The organism is Acinetobacter guerrae (assembly GCF_009372255.1).
Classification (GTDB): domain Bacteria; phylum Pseudomonadota; class Gammaproteobacteria; order Pseudomonadales; family Moraxellaceae; genus Acinetobacter; species Acinetobacter guerrae.
The window spans coordinates 271335-285726 of sequence record NZ_LXGN01000045.1; the positions used below are offsets into that span (position 1 = coordinate 271335).

Below are 14392 nucleotides of genomic sequence, written 5' to 3' on the forward strand. Positions count from 1 at the left end.
GGCACATTGACCTTTTTAATCTCAGTTCTTTGACTGATAACGTGAAATCACCACGTGTTGCTCATCCGATGGAGTGAACAACGTGGCATAAATAAATGAAAAAATGACCCCAAAAAGTACTGTTAAACCAAAACAATGAATCGCATAAGTATGACTCAATGATAATAAACCAAAGCCGAGCAAAGTCGACATCATACATAAGAATAATGCCATACCTACTATTTGCGGATGATCATGACCATGTCGATAAAAAATCGCATAATCCACGCCAATACCCACAATCAGAAAAGTACCCATGATACTAAACAGATTGAGTTCAACCCCCAACCAAGCCTGTATCGCAAAAGTCGTCAACAGCGCCAGACTGACAGGCATTACCAGAGGTACAATAGAGCGCCAACCATAAATCACACCTAGACCGATCGCCAGTGCAATCAAGGCATAGACAAATAAAGATTGTGCCTGTAAACGGTGCTGTTTAAATAAATCGGATAACTGATTCATGGGTTGCTGTAAAATTATTTGCTCGTTTTGCAATTGTTTTAAAGCATTTAGATGCTTAACTCCGTTTAAAAGTACCAAACGCTCGTTAGAACGAACCTGCAAAAAGGCCAATGGATGCTGCTTAAAATCCTGTAGTGATAATAATGGTAAAGTAGCTAATTGTTGCTGCCATGTTTTTACGTCATTTACGGATAAGCCCATATTTTGCGCATACTGCTCTAACACAGATTCTGAAATCGACTGAAGCTGGGCAATATTTTGTTGCTGTTGTTGCTGCGTAGGAATCCATTGTCCTAAAGCCTGAAAACTTGTGAGTTGATCTTGATTTTGTAAATGCTGTAACTTTTGAATCAACACCTGTTCATTGGCTTGCATTTGTTCTGGCGTATGCCCCCGCACCACAAAATAATCGCTATCCTGCTGCCCCATAAATCGTTCGCGCACATACTGATCTTCCTGCTTTAAGGATTTATCCATACTTTGTAAATTGCGAATATCATCATTGGTTTTTAAGAAAAATAAACTGCTCACTCCAATGAACACAATAGTCAGCAAAGTGACATAGCGAATTAGTCGATGCTGCTGAAACCAGATTCTAAATTCACCAATCCACTTTAATCGTTGAATGGCAGGTTCAGCATTTAAGGCAGGTAAACGCGGCAATAATAAAATACTGGTCAACCATGCCGAAGCCAAACCAACAATGGAAAACACTGCGATTTGCTTAAAACCAGGGAAAGGGCTAAAGCTTAAAAACACATAGGCCACGATTGTAGTCATCAATCCCATAAACAAGCTCGGCAATAGCGGACGTAGAACTTCAAAACCACTCAGCTTACGGTGCTGAGATTGCATTGCCATAAAGTAAAATGAAAAATCGACACAAACTCCGATCAGGCTCGCCCCAAACACCAAGGTCATCAGATGGATTTCACCAAATATCCAGTGAGTGGCGGCAAAAGCCACTAAACACCCTGTCGAAACAGCAACAAACTCAGTCAATAAAGGGCGTAACGAACGAAAACCAAACCAGACCAATAGCACTAGTCCCAGACTTGAACCTACGCCGATGGTCGAAATCTCTTGTTTTGCCGACTGCGTACCATAGTTGGAAAATAATAATGTTCCAGTCCAGTGACTTTTAACATTCATCTGGGCAAGTTGCTTTTGAGTCGTATCGATCCAAGCTGAAGCTTGCTCCTGATAATCAATGTTATAAGGGCTTTGTTTTAATTTTAGGCTGAACAAACGTGAAATTTTGTCATGATCATGAATCGTAGCAAAACCGTTTTCCAGTTCAACATTGTCATGTTGTACCTGTTGACTCACTCCAAGCAAATAACGGCTAAATAGCATGAATGGATCTTGTTTTAAGCTTTCCGCGCTAATCGGTAAACCTGGTGTAAACAATTGCATCAGGCTTTTTTCAGTCAAACTCGAATAATCTTTTTGTACAAGTAACTGTTGATCTTCAGCACTCAATAAGCCTGCACGATGTTGATACAAAATTCGCCCTAATTGCTCAGTATCAACCTGCGCCGTTAAAGGTTCAAAAACATTGCTCTGGCTGACGGAATGTTGTAGATAGTCCGTTGCTTGTTGTAATTGTTGGCTATCTTTAGCATCAATCACGACAAAAATATTACTATTTAACTGTTCACTGACATAGTGCTGCGTCTCAGCTAAATCTGTATCCTGATTCAGTTTAGGAAGTAAAGCAAAAATATTGGTCTGAATATGAATATCTTTTTTTAGCCATGCCACGCCCATGATCAAACTGATCACAACGAGTATGACCAGCCAGACCACGCTACATTTATTTTGCCAATTGGAAAAGTGCTTGTTCATCAGTCGTGAGTGCCGCTGGTTGTGAATGTTGCTGACTAAAATGAATCGTGGTTATATTACGACCTTGTTCTGCGATAATAATTTGATTTACATATTGTTGCCCCTGTACATCCACCTGTACAAATAACTTTTTAAATAAGCTGCTTTTAGGACGCAAACTGATTGACCAACCTTGTGCTGTGATACTGGTTTTATTGACGGTAAAATGTTGATCTAAAAGTGCTGAGTTGCCCGACATCAATTGCAAAAATAAAGTCGCAACTGAACCATAAGGCGACTTGCTGACGTCAAGCTGACTCAAGGTTTTTGCTGTTTTCTGAACCAGTTTTTTGGGCGTTACCACAAGGTCTGCTTGGACTGGACGCTGTAACTGCCACAGCACACCATTGCTTTTAGAAAAAACCACATCCCCGTTGGAAACAAAAGTTTTTTGGAGAGATGCCAGTTTTTTTTGCTGTTCAAATTTGGCTCGTATCAAGGTGGTTTGTGAAAGCTGTTTAAAAATCTGTTCAGCTTGTGGTGAAGCTGCCTGCACAGTAACCGAAAGACTTAAAACCCAAAATACGAAAGTTGTGAGTAGAACAAAATTAAATCTTTTTTTATGTTGATTTAAAATAGAAACCATCATGGTTTTTGCTCCTGCGCGGGTTGAAACTCAGACCATGCATTCAGACAATCAAATAACACTTGCGGAGACTGAAAACACATTTCCCGTGTTTGAATTTCAACGGCGACCTGCGTGGTATAACCTTTGGTTAGTCGTTTTCCAGTCGCTTCATCAAAAATCACATAATCAATTTTTAAACGATTTTCCCACTCTTTTAAAATCGCACGTACCCGAATTTTTTGCTCAAACTGAATACCCTGTACATAGCGTACATGGCTTTCAATCACAGGCCACGCATAACCTGAAGCCTGCATTTGCATATAGTTATAATGAAACTGATCCAAAAGCTTACAGCGGGCGATTTCAAAATATTTCAGATAATGCCCATGCCAAACCACATTCATAATATCGACATCATGAAAAGGAACTTCAATAACGACTTCAGCTTGCATAAGCTTGCTCCTGTTGCAGCATCCAATCCGTATTAGACAGTTCAAAGTTGGCAAAACGATCAATCATTTGTTGTAATTCAGTTTGTAATGGTCGGTCTTCCACCACCAATGCAAAACTGTGTAAAGTCCAGTCCATAAATGCTCGCAGCACTGGCGAAAGCTGTTGGTTTAAGCCTTTTAAATGAATTGCCTGCACACTGGCACAACATAAGGCAGCGACCACTTGTTCAGTCAATACAATCACACGTTCGGCATCTCGTGCCGCAATTGTGCCCATGCTGACTTTATCCTGATTGTGACATTCCGTTGAACGCGAAAAAATGGAGGCCGATAAGGTTTGTTTCAATGCTTCGGCTGTCCATGCAGATACGCCAATTTGTACCGCTTTAAAACCATGATTTAAAGGTAAGCGGTCTGCTGTTGCACCTGTTAAATTACGCGGTAAGCCGTGATTCATTTTATGATCGACCAATTGCGCTAATTGCCGATCCAGTAAATCGGCAATATTGGCAATCATGATTTTTAAACTATCCATCGCTTGCGCAATATGTCCCCCATAAAAATGTCCGCCATGCAAAACACGCAGATTGATAGGATCAATCAAAGGATTGTCATTACTCGAATTCAATTCATTTTCAATAAATTGACGTAACCAAACTTTAGAATCTTCAAAAACACCAATAATATGCGGTGCACAGCGTAATGAGTAACGATCCTGCAAACGCGGACTTTGGTGGGCTGTCTGTACTTCGCTTTCTAGCCAATCACGTAATTGTGCTGCAACTTTCTGTTGCCCCGCATGTGGCTTTTGAGCAAAAAGCACTTCATCAAAATGAGTCGGATTCCCTTCCAATGCCAAAACATTTAAAGCAGTAATTAATGTTGCAGCATGGGCAACTTGCTCAGCACGTTTATAATTTAAACATGCCATTGCTGTCATGACTGCTGTTCCATTCATCAAAGCCAGTCCCTCTTTAGGGCGCAAAGTCAAAGGCTCGATACCTTTTGCTGTATACACCTGTTGGACAGGTACAATTTGACCTTGGTAATAGACATCTCGCTCACCGACCAATACCCCCGCAATATAAGAAAGCGGGGTTAAATCGCCGCTCGCGCCAACAGAACCTTCGGATGGAATGACAGGAATTACATTTTGATTGAGTAACCAAACTAGACGCTCTAGTAACGCCAGTGAAACCCCAGAATAACCTCTTGCCAAAGAACATAATCGCGTAACGACTACAGCACGCGCAGTCACCAATTCCAAATTTTTACCTAAGCCACAGCCATGAAAACGAGAAAGATGTAAAGGCAGTTCATTAACCTGATGCGCAGGGACTTCAACTAAACAAGAATCTCCATAACCTGTTGTAACCCCGTAAATGACACCTTCCTGCTCTAATAATTCATCCAGAAAGTCAGCGCCTTTTTGAATAAAATCACGCCACGTTTGTTGTTGTGGTAATGAAACCTGACAATAACCATGTGCAACACGCACCACATCTTCAATACTTAATGGCTCTATCCCTACGGTAATGAATTGTTCTATGCCCGTATTTAATATACTGTTATTCAATTTACTTCGTCCAAAAATGATAAAAATTAAACCATTGATACGGTGCGCGTAAGCAATGCTGCTCAAGCAAAGCTACATATTGTCGGGTCACCGTTTGCATGGCTTGCATACGGGTCTTTCGTGGTAAATCGATGACATCTGCAATTTTATGAATATGCACTTCAAAATGTTGCTGCTGTCGATAACAAAACACCGCCAAAACAGGAACTTTGAGTAAACTTGCCAGTATCCACGCACCCTGTGGCCACACTGCATCTTTACCAAGAAACTCAATATGTTGAACGCGATCAGATTGCACAGGCGCACGATCTGCCGCGACAATCACCCATTCACCTTGTTGCATTTTTTCTTCTAATAAAATGGCTGTTTCTAGTCCCAATTCATCGACAGAAATCAGATTCACGTCAGCTTGATCGTTGAGTTTTTTCAGAAAAGCATTAAATTGTGTGGCATGTTTTTGATAGACCAATACATTGATTTTCTGAGAATGTTGAGATTTAACAGCACGTAACAGTTCAATATTGCCAAAATGCGATACGACTAATAATGCACCTTTCTGGTACGCCTGTTGAAAATGCTGATGACCAAACAACTGTAACTGTTGTTCAGGGATATTCCCGAGCCAACCTTCCATTTTATCCAAAATACTCATGCCAAATTGGACAAAATGCTGATAGCTATTTGCCCATGAAGGTAAACTTGAAAATGGAGAATGTACACCTGCAAATAAATGTAATTGGCGCAAATAATCAAGTGATGCCTGCCGTGCAGAAACTGCAAAAAGCCAGTACCACATAATAATAAAGTACAATACGACCTTACATAACCAACGCCCACCCAAACGATAAAAATAGAGCACTAGCGTGAGCAGCCCCAGTCCACCTCGCTCTTTACGATCGCTCCAGTTAGAAGATTGGCGCTGCATGTTTAGCCTTGTATTTTTTGTTTAATGAGTTTGGGTAAACGCCATAACATGCCAGCAAATAACCGCGCGTGTGCCTGACTCATTCCCAAGTTATCGCGCCAGACATGAAAATGAGAAATCCCATGTTCAGGATAAATCACAGGCGTTGGGACATTTATAAATTTGGCATTTTCCCACTTTAGACGGACTAAAATTTCACTGTCGAAGCCCATACGTGGTTGAAACTTTGCTTGTTTTAAAATTTTTAATGTTGGTGCTAAAGGATAGATCCGAAAACCACACATACTGTCTTTAATATCAAAAGACAAACTATTAATCCAAACCCAGACATGCGTGACATATCGCCCATACAAGCGTTTTTTGGGGACGGATAAATCAAATACAGGTTGACCAATCACAACTGCATCAGGATGCTGCTGAGATAATTGCAGAAACTTATCGATATCTGTCCATTGATGTTGACCATCCGCATCTATCTGCAAAGCATGGCTGAGTCCCATTTGCCCTGCATAGTTCAATCCAGTAATGACTGCCTGACCTTTGCCCTGATTATGATCATGCTCAATTAAATGAAGCTGCGAATAAAGCTGATCCAATGCTCTCAATCGCATTGTACATTCATCATGACTACCATCATTCACCACAATCACAGGTAAATTATACTGACTTAGAACTGCCATTAATTCGTCAAGATAATGCGGATGATTAAACACAGGAATAACAAAACCATAAGTTTGCATCAAACTGTCTCCTCATCCGAATCTTTCAATGCAAATAACAAACGACCTGATGCCAAAGTTTGCTGTACATCAGATAGCTCAAAACTCACTTTATGCTGTTTGCGCGTCAGTTTTAACTCAATAACATGATACGGCTCAATCAGATGTTGAAATTTAAGTTGTTCATAACCATTGCACCAATCTAAATCACCCCAGATTTGTCTGGCAAATGTCTGAATAAATCCAATTTGCCCAACACCTGGATATATCGGTTGATTTGGAAAATGACCTTTAAAACATAGCAGTTCAGGCATAAATTCCAGTTTCAGTTGATGACATTCACTTGCTTGTAACTGCGACAGAACCACAGGTTGCAGCATCGGCTGAAACAAACTTTTTAAATAATGTTTATCCAATTTTGACTGAGTGTTTTGTGGAAGCTCTGTCAAAAATCGCCATAAACGGGGAATTGCGATATTTTCCAAGCCATCACGTAATTGTTGTTTTATCTCAGATACAAATGCGTGTTTACCTATGCATTGTAACTGTTGACGTGCGGCATCGTGCAAAACCACAATACACGCCAAAAACTGACGCTGTTCCTGCTCTACCAATAAAGCATGACATTGTTTTACCGCTGGTAATGTTTGAATCGTTTGCTCAATCGCATCCAAACTCAGACGTTTTTCTTCCAGCTTGATCAAACGATCGGCACGACCCAATAATTTAAATCCAGTTTTTGGGTTATTGGCATTTCCCCATTCTGCCAGATCCCCAGTTTCAATCCAGTCAGAACAAAAGGCGTGTTCAGTTTGTACATTTAAAAGCTGTTGATGAATTTCAATATTCACATCCGCAAAGGCTTGCCATGCACTTTCATCTTCAGTTCGATAGGCAATTCCACCCGTCTCTGAACTTCCTAAAATCTCAGTAATCGTATAATTGAGTAAGGGTCGAACACCATTTTCCAATTTTCCGCCAGAAGAAAATACGGCCTGACTATCTACGAGTTTGATATCAAACGTCCAGCGTTTGAGTAAAGCAGGACTAGAAATCACATAGTTTTGCAGTCCAAATTCAGCAAAATGTTTTTGTATGGCAATCACATCTTCTGGAAAAACCAGTTGAGGACTAAAAAAACTTCGTCCAGTAAATAATGGCCAGAGCACTTTAAACAATAAACCATAAATATGCTGATGACTGACCGTAGCCAATGCAATGACTTGTTCAGTTAAGCAAAATGTCTGATCGAGTCCATGCACTTCTTTAAACAATTGCGCTAAAGTGCGTTCAATACGTTTGGGTTCACCCGTTGAACCAGAAGTGTAAAAATCGATCTGCGCTTGTTCAAGAAAATTCTGACTAAAATCAAGTACAAAATTCGAGTTTACTTCAGTAAAAGTCTGACGTGATAAAAAATAAATATTTTGTTCAGCTAAATTTTGTTCAAGTTGTGCCACCCGATGTGGAGGCAACACGATCCTTTTCTTTGCTTGAAGTGCTGCAAACAATAACACCAGAAACTCGTAACTATCTTGATGCCAAAGCGCCCAGATGGATTCAGGTCGTAAAGAAAGCCATTGCGCTTGCTGCGACACATCTTGCCAAAATGCAGCAAAAGAAATTTGCTGTTGGTCAACGGTAATCGCTAAGGTCTGTTGTGACTGAATAAATGGATTAAAGGAATTGTTCATCATTATTGTTTAAACGCTGATGGCGTTTTCTTAAAATAAATTCACCAAGTAAAAGAATGCCCATGAGGACATAAGAAATAAAGCCATTATATAACACCCAAATCTGGGTCGGTGCATAAACAATCGTACACCAAGCCATAGCTGCATTGAATAGAAAAAAACCACACCAGACTATGGTGACTTTTCGCGTCCATTGTACTCCCGACTCAGGTAAATTGGGCTGCATGATTCGTGCGAAACGCTCAATCATGGAAGGTGGTCGCCATAAGGTCGATGCAAATATACCCAAAGCTCCCAGACTCATCAGAACTGGATAAAATTTAAGCCATGCATGATCATTCAACATCACGCTTAAACCACCACATAAAATGGCAAACATAGAAAGTGGCCATAATAATGCATTGGATTTAAACACAAGGCGTGACATACCCACCGCCACCAGCAATATACTGACGGCAAAAAAATGACCGTGGGATAGACTCCAACCCACAATAAAAGGATAAGCGATAAAAAAAATCGCTGTTATCCATTTCAAAAAGTGATTCATTAAGCTGTCATATTCTGAATAACAGTCACAACATCGTGCACTGTTTTGACATTTTTAAAGTCCTCAGGTTTCACCTGTTTACCTGTCAACTCTTTAATTTTTACGATTAAATCCACTGCATCAATACTATCAACATCCAGATCCGAATATAGATTGGATTCTAATTGGATTGTTTCAGGCTCAATTTCAAATAAATCCTGCATCCATTCACGTAAGGTCGAAAGAATGTGTTCCTGACTTAACATAGCTACCTCTTATACTTTTTGTTGAGCTTCAACCAAAGTCACTAGACTTTGAATTGAGCGAAAATGCTGTTTGGTCTCATCCGATTCAGCATTTAAATGAATGTTGTAACGTTTTTTGAGGGCAAGCCCTAACTCCAAAGCGTCTATTGAATCTAGCCCTAGTCCCTCTCCAAATAATGGTGCCTGATCATCAATATCCTGAACGGTGATGTCTTCAAGTGCTAAAACATCAATAATCATTTGTTTTAATTCGTTGGCCAAATTGCTCATTTAGATAACTCTTGCTTAAAAAATTGCTGTAAATACTGATTGAGAGCGCGGACATTTTTAGGACTGACCGTCAAATCAGAAAGTACCTCTGAAATATGGATGGCATCCAAAATTTTAATCTCAATTAGAAAGGGCTTCGCAGGAATGTGATACCACTTTTCATTTTTGGTTAAAGTTGTGGGTGTGCAACGAATCAACACAGGTCGAATCGGAACATCGGCACGAATTGCAATATTGGCAGCGCCACGCTGAAACTCATTAATCTGTTCATCTTTTTGTGTCCTCGTTCCTTCAGGAAAAATGATTAACGATGCCGCATTATCTTGCTGTAAGCTTGTAACACAATCATGGATAAATTGATTAGATCCTGCATTTAAAACGTAACCCGCGCTGCGCACAGGGCCTCGTGTAAATGGATTTGACCAGAGCGACTGCTTTACCACGCAATTGGCTTGTTGCATCAATCCAATTAAAACCACAACATCAATTAAAGTCGGATGATTAGCGATTACTAATTCTTGTCGACTTTGCTGTAATTTTTCCAAACCCTCAACCGAATAAGTCATAATGCCCAACTTGACCATCATTTCGGTAAAGCCTTTAAAACTGGTACGAATCACCTGTTGAGCACGTTGTCGACGAGTCGCCTGATCCTGCGCAGTTAAATTTACCAAAGGTGCAACCACAGTCGCGATTGCCACGCCCCCAATACCAAAACTGGCAAAACTGAAACCTGTTGCTGCAACACGCCAAATATAATTGATCTTATTTTTTAATGATGCTTTGTTTAACATTTTTGCCATCCTAGCCATTCTGTTTGATGCTCATCTTGCCAGAAGGAATAAAAACTGAGCGCGTCAATATGTTGAGTCTGTTCAACTGTACTCAACTCAGCATTGGCATGTTCCAGACTGACTAAAGTCGATATAGCAAACGGCTCAAAATGTCGTCGATCCTGATAAATTTCAGGTAATGGCGCGTCATAATAAACCACTAAAACAGTTTTAATCTGAGGCTGACTTTTTAAAATAGCATAGGCTTCGATCATTGCTTCTGACCAACCGCTACTTAAACTGGTCGAAATGGTATCGTCTTTACACAAAATAGAATAAAGACCAGCAATTGCATTATGAACCGAAGTCGAAAATTGCGTAGGTGATGGCATTTGATTGGTCAAAACATCTTGTAAAATACCTAATGTTTTGACTTCATCGCCATACTGAGAAGCCCATACAATATAATCTACAGATTGCTGCCCCAGAGTTTGCACGGCGGCATTTATCGCCAATTTTGCCAAAGGCGAAAGTCGCCTGCGCTGCATGGCAGGCAAAGACTCTAGCGCGGTACACTCTTGTTGTGTACAGCACAATCGAAGCGCTGAGAGATGAAATCTGATCATGCTGAACGCGAGCCTATGACAAAAGGGGAATAAATTGGTGCAAAATTATAGCACCAGTCTTCAAATTAACAAAAAATTACATTTTAACTGAAATAACAACAAGATACAGTGCTTATAAATAAAAAACCCCGAAATTGGATCGGGGTTTTTTATTATGCACAATTTAACGCTTAAATTTTTTCTCGGCTTTCTTAAATTTTTGAATATAACGACGTTTACGCGCAGCGACGCGCTCATCGATTTGCGACTTACGTCCTTCAAATGGGTTTTCAGACGTTTTAAAGTCAATTCGCACAGGAGTACCTTCAAGCTTATAAACTTTACGAAACACATTTTCCAAATAACGACGATAATCTGCTGGAGTTTTATCTACTTTATTTCCATGAATTACGATAGTCGGAGGATTTTGCCCACCCATATGCGCATAACGCATTTTAATACGCTTACCGCTAATCATCGGCGGTTGATGCGCATCTGTTGCATCATTTAAAATTTGGGTTAATTTCGCAGGTGAAACTTTTAAATGCGAAGAATCATAAGCACGGTGAATCGATGGATATAACTCACCTACGCCTGTGCCATGCAAGGCAGAAATCAGATGTACTTTTGCCCAAGGAATAAAGTCAAAACGACGATCAACATCCAGTTTACATTGCTTGCGATCATACTCAGTCATGTTGTCCCATTTATTAATGGCAACCACCATGGCACGGCCCGCTTCAAGCGCATAGCCAATTAGATGTAGATCTTGCTCAACCACACCTTCACGAGCATCCAAAACCACAACAATCACATGCGCATCTTTAATCGCTTGTAAGGTCTTTACAATTGAAAATTTTTCAATCATTTCATCAACTTTACCCTTACGGCGTACCCCTGCTGTATCGATCAGGGTATATTGGCGACCATCACGTTCATAAGGGATATAAATCGAATCACGTGTCGTTCCAGGCTCATCAAATGCCACAACACGTTCTTCGCCTAACAACCGGTTGACTAGCGTAGATTTACCAACATTTGGACGACCAATAATCGCGAGTCTTAGTCCTGTATTTTTGTCATGTTCTTCTGGATTTTCATCTTCAGGAACATCTTCAAGCACATCTTCAAGCATCTGTGCCACACCGCGACCATGACTCGCTGCAACATGGATCGGTTCACCAAAGCCTAGTTTATAAAACTCGACCACGGCTGCTTCAGCGTGTACACCATCCACTTTATTGGCAACTAAATAAATTTTCTTACCCAGACTGCGTATTTCACGGGCAATTTGTTCATCTGAAGCAAGTAATCCTGCACGAGCATCCACCACGAAAATAATAATGTCAGCTTCATTGATGGCGGTTTTTGACTGTTCCGCCATGTAAGCATCGATCCCCGCCTCACTTTCGCCGATACCGCCTGTATCTACCACAATAAAGGATTTATTTTGGTAAACGGCATCACCATATTTACGGTCACGAGTAAGCCCCGCAAAATCGGCAACAAGCGCATCACGACTCTTGGTAATCTGGTTAAATAGCGTTGATTTTCCGACGTTGGGACGACCAATGAGCGCAATAACGGGTTTCATAAAGTAACCTACATTCAAGATCAGCCATTTGGCATGAACAAGGAAATAATAAGGAAGATTTTAGGCCAAAGGCCTGAATAAAAAACAACGGGGTTTTGAATATTGTGTATTCAAACACCCCGACGAATATGAAGCATAAAATTCGCTAGCTGCTAGTTTAGCACAAGCCCGTATAAAATTAACGGTTTTGCCAAACAGTAAATGCACCTTTGCGAGTAGACACATAAAGTTGATTATCAACTACGCGTAAAGTACGTACGTCACCACTGGTTTTTGATCGACCAACAAGTTGTCCGCTATTTGGATCAATTAGGTGCAAATAACCATCCAGATCACCCACCACAAGATCAGAACCTAACACGACTGGGTTACTCAACTGGCGGTGCATCAAAGCGTCACTTTCCCACGCTTTTTCGCCTGTGCTAAGGTTGTATGCTACCAGTTTACCGTCGGTTTGTGCCACGAAAACTTTGTCATTGCTGACCTCAGCACGTTTATTACTACTGGCGTTTTCGCTCCAGACCACTTGCTGTGCAGCGACATCAATTACAGTGACTTGCCCCTGATAACTGGTGGTTACTAGAAACTGGCCAACCACCACGGGATCACCATCAATATCAATTAGGCGTTGCACATCTGAACGACCTTCACTGACTGCAACACGACGTTGAAAACGAGGTACACCACTAATCACATCAATGCCGTAAACATAAGCATTAGCCGATGCTACGATGACAGTATGATCATCCAACATAACAGGCGATGGCTGACCACGTAGACTAAACTGTACGTTTGGCATTTTATACGCCCAAAGTTGCTGTCCAGTCTGTAAATCGTGCGCAAAGACTGTACCATCATTGGCAATGGTCACTGCCCGTCCATCTTTGATTAAAGATGGACTAAGTAAAGCACCACTTAACTGTGCCTGCCATTTTTTCTGACCCGTGCTTTCATCCAGTGCAAAGAGTTCACCTTTAGCACTACCCACTAAGACTACGCCTTCTTTGGCTTCGACACCTGAAGTCAATCCGTGTTTATTGACACGAGTTTCCCACACACGTTGTTTACCACGATAGGCAGAAACTTCACCTTTTGGATTTACAATAAAATTCACGCCATTGTCAGAATCAAGCTGCAAACGTAGTGGATCTGCTTCATCTGTTGAAGAAACACTTTGTGAAAATACAGGAACCAAAGTTTTTGCCTGTGCCAGTTTTGGCAAAGGATTGGGTTTCGGTTCTTCCACTTTAAGTTTATTACTCGAGCAACCAACCAAAGCTGCTGCAACCAATGCAAGCGTAAACGGGAGCGTAAATTTTCTATCCATTAAGACTTATCCACCTGTGTGTCTAAAATCGGGCGTTCAATCTCAGGATCATCTACTAAAACGCCAACACTTTCGAGTTTAATTTGTAAAATTTGACGCTCTTGCTTGCGTTTCAATAAATCATCCCACGCACTTTGATACGCTTTTTTTGCAGAAGCAATATCTTTTTTCGCGACATATATGTCGCCACGTGCTTCTTCAGCCGTAGCCTTAAATGCAGGATCCGTGACCGATGACAAGGTTTTTAACGCATCGTCATATTTATTTTGCGCAAGTTGAGCATAAGCTAGACGAAGTTTAACCAATTGCAATAGACCGTTATCATTAAGTTTTGAGTTTTCGACTTTCTTTAATGACTTTTCTGCTGCGGCATAATCAGCTTTATCATAAGCTACTTTTGCCAACATCAGTTCAGTTTGAATGGCTTGTACTGAATCTGGCGCATCTTTGGTAATTTTATCTGCAGAGGCATATAAATTACTTAAAGCATCTGGATTCGACTCAGCACCCTGCGCCTGATCCATAAGTTGCTGTACTTTTGCAGTACGCACCTGATTTTCAGCCAGTGTTTTTTTCTGCCAATATTGCCATCCAAAAAAGGCGATGAGCGCAATCAAAATACCACTAATGATGGCAGAGCCATATTTTTTACCGAACGACTTTAAATGATCCAGTTGTTCTTCTTCAGTTAACGCACTCATCTACG

15 protein-coding genes are annotated in these 14392 nt (G+C 40.8%); all 15 read right to left on the minus strand.

The window, feature by feature from the left end; translation table 11 throughout:
- Positions 1–21: 21 nt before the first annotated feature.
- The 15 genes from A7A69_RS12895 to A7A69_RS12965 all read right to left on the minus strand — a co-directional run bounded on the left by A7A69_RS12895 (position 22) and on the right by A7A69_RS12965 (position 14387).
- Positions 22–2352, minus strand: a complete 2331-nt coding sequence (locus A7A69_RS12895; RefSeq protein ID WP_152877929.1) for an MMPL family transporter — start codon at positions 2350–2352, stop codon at positions 22–24.
- Complete coding sequence (locus tag A7A69_RS12900) at positions 2321–2980, minus strand: LolA family protein (RefSeq protein WP_152877931.1); 660 nt, start codon at positions 2978–2980, stop codon at positions 2321–2323. Before A7A69_RS12900 ends, A7A69_RS12895 begins: the two co-directional genes overlap by 32 nt.
- Positions 2977–3411, minus strand: coding sequence for an acyl-CoA thioesterase (locus A7A69_RS12905; protein ID WP_004994820.1), 435 nt, complete (start codon positions 3409–3411; stop codon positions 2977–2979). Before A7A69_RS12905 ends, A7A69_RS12900 begins: the two co-directional genes overlap by 4 nt.
- On the minus strand, positions 3401–4948 hold the full coding sequence (locus A7A69_RS12910) for an HAL/PAL/TAL family ammonia-lyase (RefSeq protein WP_421721595.1): 1548 nt from the start codon (positions 4946–4948) through the stop codon (positions 3401–3403). The genes A7A69_RS12905 and A7A69_RS12910 overlap by 11 nt, the downstream gene beginning before the upstream one ends.
- Positions 4949–4988: 40 nt before the next feature.
- On the minus strand, positions 4989–5912 hold the full coding sequence (locus tag A7A69_RS12915) for an LpxL/LpxP family acyltransferase (RefSeq protein ID WP_152877935.1): 924 nt from the start codon (positions 5910–5912) through the stop codon (positions 4989–4991).
- A gap of 2 nt (positions 5913–5914) precedes the next feature.
- Positions 5915–6652 (minus strand): glycosyltransferase family 2 protein, encoded by a 738-nt coding sequence (locus A7A69_RS12920; RefSeq protein ID WP_152877937.1) that lies wholly within the window; start codon positions 6650–6652, stop codon positions 5915–5917.
- The gene (locus A7A69_RS12925) at positions 6652–8328 is read right to left on the minus strand and encodes an ApeI family dehydratase (RefSeq protein ID WP_152877939.1); all 1677 of its coding nucleotides are present in this window, start codon (positions 8326–8328) and stop codon (positions 6652–6654) included. Before A7A69_RS12925 ends, A7A69_RS12920 begins: the two co-directional genes overlap by 1 nt.
- On the minus strand, positions 8309–8872 hold the full coding sequence (locus A7A69_RS12930) for a COG4648 family protein (RefSeq protein WP_151980783.1): 564 nt from the start codon (positions 8870–8872) through the stop codon (positions 8309–8311). Before A7A69_RS12930 ends, A7A69_RS12925 begins: the two co-directional genes overlap by 20 nt.
- Entirely contained in the window at positions 8872–9117 is a 246-nt protein-coding gene (locus A7A69_RS12935) for an acyl carrier protein (RefSeq protein WP_120368586.1), read from the minus strand. The genes A7A69_RS12930 and A7A69_RS12935 overlap by 1 nt, the downstream gene beginning before the upstream one ends.
- Positions 9118–9126: 9 nt before the next feature.
- Complete coding sequence (locus A7A69_RS12940; protein WP_120368585.1) at positions 9127–9387, minus strand: phosphopantetheine-binding protein; 261 nt, start codon at positions 9385–9387, stop codon at positions 9127–9129.
- Complete coding sequence (locus A7A69_RS12945) at positions 9384–10181, minus strand: lysophospholipid acyltransferase family protein (protein ID WP_152877941.1); 798 nt, start codon at positions 10179–10181, stop codon at positions 9384–9386. Before A7A69_RS12945 ends, A7A69_RS12940 begins: the two co-directional genes overlap by 4 nt.
- Entirely contained in the window at positions 10175–10786 is a 612-nt protein-coding gene (locus tag A7A69_RS12950) for a beta-ketoacyl synthase chain length factor (RefSeq protein ID WP_152877943.1), read from the minus strand. Before A7A69_RS12950 ends, A7A69_RS12945 begins: the two co-directional genes overlap by 7 nt.
- Before the next feature lie 163 nt (positions 10787–10949).
- Positions 10950–12359, minus strand: coding sequence for a ribosome biogenesis GTPase Der (gene der / locus A7A69_RS12955; RefSeq protein ID WP_004992690.1), 1410 nt, complete (start codon positions 12357–12359; stop codon positions 10950–10952).
- A gap of 178 nt (positions 12360–12537) precedes the next feature.
- Positions 12538–13686, minus strand: a complete 1149-nt coding sequence (gene bamB, locus A7A69_RS12960; RefSeq protein ID WP_120368582.1) for an outer membrane protein assembly factor BamB — start codon at positions 13684–13686, stop codon at positions 12538–12540.
- Positions 13686–14387, minus strand: a complete 702-nt coding sequence (locus A7A69_RS12965; RefSeq protein WP_120368581.1) for a YfgM family protein — start codon at positions 14385–14387, stop codon at positions 13686–13688. The genes bamB and A7A69_RS12965 overlap by 1 nt, the downstream gene beginning before the upstream one ends.
- Positions 14388–14392: the final 5 nt, after the last annotated feature.